Source organism: Priestia sp. SIMBA_032 (assembly GCF_046535215.1).
GTDB lineage: Bacteria > Bacillota > Bacilli > Bacillales > Bacillaceae_H > Priestia > Priestia aryabhattai.
Genome location: NZ_JAWRXD010001500.1, coordinates 1 through 238, shown reverse-complemented (window position 1 = coordinate 238; position 238 = coordinate 1). Strand labels below are relative to the sequence as shown.

Below are 238 nucleotides of genomic sequence, written 5' to 3'. Positions count from 1 at the left end.
ATATGAAGCTAGCACTAGAAAATGCCAAGGCTATGAAGGGACAAACGACTCCAAATCCATTGGTTGGATCTGTAATTTTAAATGATAATCGAATTGTAGGGGTCGGAGCACATATGAAGGCCGGAGAACCACATGCCGAAATACATGCGATACGTATGGCTGGAGAACAGGCACGTGGTGCTACAATCTATGTAACTCTTGAACCTTGTTCTCATTATGGTAGAACAGGGCCTTGTGC

1 protein-coding gene is annotated in these 238 nt (G+C 44.1%); it reads left to right on the top strand.

What is annotated here, in order from left to right; translation table 11 throughout:
- Positions 1-2: 2 nt before the first annotated feature.
- Positions 3-238, top strand: a 236-nt coding sequence (locus SB717_RS39300) for a bifunctional diaminohydroxyphosphoribosylaminopyrimidine deaminase/5-amino-6-(5-phosphoribosylamino)uracil reductase RibD (RefSeq protein WP_410908725.1), incomplete at its 3' end; no start/stop codon positions are given.